The organism is Agromyces binzhouensis, from assembly GCF_004135055.1.
Lineage (GTDB): Bacteria > Actinomycetota > Actinomycetes > Actinomycetales > Microbacteriaceae > Agromyces > Agromyces binzhouensis.
The window spans coordinates 1-3800 of the sequence record NZ_SDPL01000310.1 but is presented as its reverse complement, the minus strand read 5'-3'; the positions used below and the strand labels follow the sequence as shown (position 1 = coordinate 3800).

General features: G+C 73.7%; 3 protein-coding genes and 1 pseudogene. 2 read left to right on the top strand and 2 right to left on the bottom strand.

Translation table 11 applies throughout. From position 1 onward, the window contains the following. Positions 1–729, top strand: a 729-nt coding sequence (locus ESO86_RS13130; RefSeq protein WP_340638859.1) for a DUF2461 domain-containing protein, incomplete at its 5' end; no start/stop codon positions are given. A 42-nt stretch (positions 730–771) separates the two neighbouring features. On the opposite strand, the gene ESO86_RS13125 is transcribed toward ESO86_RS13130, so the two are convergent. Further along, positions 772–2307, bottom strand: coding sequence for a leucyl aminopeptidase family protein (locus ESO86_RS13125; RefSeq protein ID WP_129235425.1), 1536 nt, complete (start codon positions 2305–2307; stop codon positions 772–774). 151 nt (positions 2308–2458) lie between these two features. Here ESO86_RS13125 and ESO86_RS13120 point away from each other — a divergent pair, with 151 nt between their 5' ends. Next, positions 2459–2986 carry a DedA family protein gene (locus ESO86_RS13120; protein WP_242492362.1) on the top strand — a complete coding sequence of 176 codons (528 nt, stop codon included), beginning with the start codon at positions 2459–2461 and terminating at the stop codon, positions 2984–2986. A gap of 99 nt (positions 2987–3085) precedes the next feature. On the opposite strand, the pseudogene ESO86_RS19790 reads toward ESO86_RS13120, so the two are convergent. Next, a pseudogene (locus ESO86_RS19790) lies at positions 3086–3800 on the bottom strand (hypothetical protein); the annotation flags it as partial.

The following is a 3800-nucleotide window of genomic DNA, read 5'->3' as shown; positions in this document are numbered from 1 at the left end:
CGGCCGCGGGCCGGGCGCCGAGGCCGGCCGGACCGCGGCCGACTGACCGGGCGCATCATGACCGCCGATCGTCCAGCGGCAGGATCCGCCGCCCCCGGTGACCCGTTCGCGCCCGACGAGCGACTGTTCGGGCCCGAGGCGTTCGCGTTCTACGTCGAGCTCGAAGCGCACAACTCGCGCGACTGGTGGCAGGCGCACCGCGCCGACTACGAGCGCCACGTCCGGCTGCCGCTCGAACGGCTCGCCGCGATCGCGGGGGAGCGCTACGGTCCGGCGAAGGTGTTCCGGCCCAACCGCGACGTGCGCTTCAGTGCCGACAAGTCCCCGTACAAGCTCAACGGTGCGATGACCGCCGGCCGGGTCGGCGGCGTCTACGTGTCGGTCTCCGCGGACGGACTGCACGCCGGGGGAGGGCTCTACGAACCGTCTCGCGCCCAGTTGCAGCGCGCACGCGAGGCCATCGCGGCGGACGGCCCGGCTGCCGCCGAGCTCGACGCGATCGTCCGGTCGCTCGAGGAACGCGGGCTCGAACTCGCCGGCCCGTTCCTGAAGACCGCGCCGCGCGGGTTCGATCGCGAGCACCCGCGCATCGAGCTGCTGCGGATGACGCACTTCGCCGGCCTCGGCACCCTCCCGCCCGAGGCCACGATGGGCGACGTCGATCGTGTGTGGCGGGCCGTGGAGCCGCTGCTGGTCTGGGTCGAGACGCACGCCGAGCCCTCGATCTGACGGCTGGACGCCACCGCGAGCGCCCGTCGCCCGCGGCATCCGTCAGTCGACCGGCGTGAACCCCCGCGCCAGCTCGATGAGCAGGCGGGCTCCGTACCCGGTCGCGCCCTTCGAGCGCCACGCGTCGTCGGCGTCGGCGTTCATGGTCCCGGCGATGTCGAGGTGCGCCCACGGGGTGTCGCCGACGAACTCGGCGAGGAACAGGGCGGCCGTGGTGGCGCCGGCGTTCGTGCCGCCGAGGTTCGCGATGTCGGCGACGTCCGACTCCATGAGCTTGCGGTACTTGCGCACGAGCGGGAACTGCCACGTCGCCTCGTCGGTCGCACCGCCCGCGTCGACCAGTCGGTCGATCAGCGGCTGGCTCGTGCCGAGCACGACGGAATGCGTCTCGCCGAGCGCGCGCAGCGCGCTGCCCGTGAGCGTCGCGATGTCGACGATCGCGTCGACGCCCTCCTCGGTCGCGAGGACGAGGCCGTCCATCATGACGAGCCGACCCTCGGCGTCGGTGTTCTTGACCTCGACGGTCTTCCCGCCGCGGGCCGTGAGGACGTCGCCGAGCTTGTACGCGGACCCCGACGGCATGTTGTCGGTGCACATGAGCCAGCCCGTCACGCGCGCGGTGGTTCCGAGGTCGCGGAGCGCCGTGAACGCGCCCAGCACCGCCGCGGCGCCGCCCATGTCCATCTTCATGAGGAGGTGCATCGGATCGCTCGGCTTCAGGCTGATGCCGCCCGAGTCGTACATGATGCCCTTGCCCACGAGTCCGAGATGGCCCGTCGCGGTGCCCTCGGGCAGGAAGTTCAGGACGATCATGCGCGGCTCCTCCGCGCTCGCCGCGTTGACGCCGAGGATGCCCCCGCAACCGAGCTCGATGAGCTGCTCGCGGTCGAACACCTCGACGTCGAACCCGAACCGCCCGCCGAGCAGCTCGGCGACCTCGCCGAGGTCGGTGGCCGTGAGGTGGCTGGGCGGCGTGTTCGCCAGGTCGCGTGCGATGGCCGTCGCGCGCGCCGCGACGAGGCCCTCGGCGATGCCGGCGGATGCCGCCTCCGCGTCCACCCCGTCGAGACGGAGCTCGACGCGCTCGATCGCGGGCTCGCGCGCCTCGGCCTTGAGGGCGTCGTAGCGGTACCGGCCGAGCAGCACGCCCTCGGTGAGCCCACGCGCCGCGGCCGCGGCATCCGTCGACCCGATCGAGGGCACGCGCAGCCCGACCGTCGTCGCCTTCTTGACGGCCCGGACGAAGGCCGCTCCCGCATCGCGGAGCGTGGCATCCGTCGCCTCGGCCTCGGGGCCGCCGCCCACGACGATGATCAGGCTGCGGCCGGGTTGCGGCAGCATGAGCGTCTGGCCCGCCTTCGCCTCGAAGCCCGCCCGCCCGAGCGCGTCCCGGTCGAGGCCGATGCCCTCGGGCAGATCCCCCTCGTCGAAGACGAGCACGCCGATCGCGTCGAGTTCGGCGCCACCGGTGCCACCGCCGAACTCGTCGACCGCCGAGACCCGCACGCCGTCGTACGCCTCCAGCGACGGTACGGGCGAGAAGCCCTCGGAGATGAGCTTGACCGGGTTGCGCGTCATGATGATCCCTCCACAGGTTCGGGACCGACAGTATCGGCGCCCGGCCCGGCTCGGAAGGGACCGCGACGATAGACTCGGGGCGTACCCACGACCGCGACGTCCGGGCGGCGGTCGCCGCCCCCGGCGGTCGACGACGGCGACAGGCGGTGCGGTGGAGATCTTCGAGGGCTGGCCCCTTCCGGCGGCGATCGGCGTGCTGTTCCTGATCGTGCTGCTGCGCGCGGGCGGCACCTACGCCCTCGGTCGGGGCTCGCGCGCCGGCGTCAAGCGACTGATCGAACGACGCGGGCGGATGGCGCCGCAGCTCGCTCGCGCCGAGGCCGTGATCGAGCGGTTCGGCGCCCCGGTCGTGGCCCTGTCGTTCCTCACCGTCGGGTTCCAGACCGCGGTGAACCTCGCCGCCGGCGTGCTGCGGATGCCGCTCGTCAAGTACATCCCCGCGCTCGTCGTCGGCGGGGCGATGTGGGCGACGCTCTACGGGATCCTCGGGCTCGCGACGGTCAACGCGATCATCCAGGCCGCGCAGCGCGACCCGGTCGCCGCGCTCCTCAGCGTGCTCGCGGTCGCCGCGCTGCTCGTCCTGATCGAGGTCGCGACGCGCAAGGCGCGTGCCATCTCGGCACGGCACGCCGACGCGGTCGAGCCGATCCTGCCCGACGACGCCGGCCGGGCGGAATAGCCGCCGCCGGGCTCAGCGGGTCAGCCCGCCGAGCACTGGTTGTGGTTCTGGCTGTTCCCGTCGGGAACGAAGAGCGGGTTCGCCGCGTGGCCGCACCGATCACTGGTGCGTTCCGCCACCTCGTCCGGGGCCGGACGTGCCGGACGACTTCGCGCTCGTGCCGCCGGTCGATCCGGATCCCCCCGCCGTCACCGAGGTCGAGCTGTATCCGATCGTCAGGTCGTTGACCGACCCGCGGACGGCGAAGTTCGCGGTGCCGGTGCCGTCCAGCACGCCCTGGATCAGGACGGTCCCGTCGTCGAAGATGGTGAACTCCGCACCCGGTGGGCCGGTGACCGCGAGCGGCCGCCAGCCCGCGTCTCCCGGTTCGCCGACCGTGAACGACAGCCCGGCGGAGGGTTGCGGATCGGCGACCGGGTTCGTCACGCCGTCCCCGGGCGCCGGAGCCGGTGGGCTCCCGGGTTCGGGCTGGGGCGGAGCGGCGGGTTCCGGGCCGGCCGTGGGGTCATCGGCACCCGGCGACGCTCCGGCGCCCGGCGAGCCGGAACCATCAGGCGATGCGGCATCTGGTGCAGCCGCTTCCGGCGGGGTCGGGACTTCGCCGGTGTCGGGGGTCGGACCCGGTTCGCCCGGCAGGTCCGTCGAGACGATCTCGGGGGGAGCCATTCCGGGCGGCGCCGCCGAGATGTCGGCCGCACCGCCATCGGCGCCGGTGGCGGAGTCGAGCGCGCCGAGACCCGGGGTTCCGCCGGAGACGGCGGCGACCACCACGACCGCCGCAGCCGCGGCAGCCAGCGTCGCCGAGGTGGCGAGG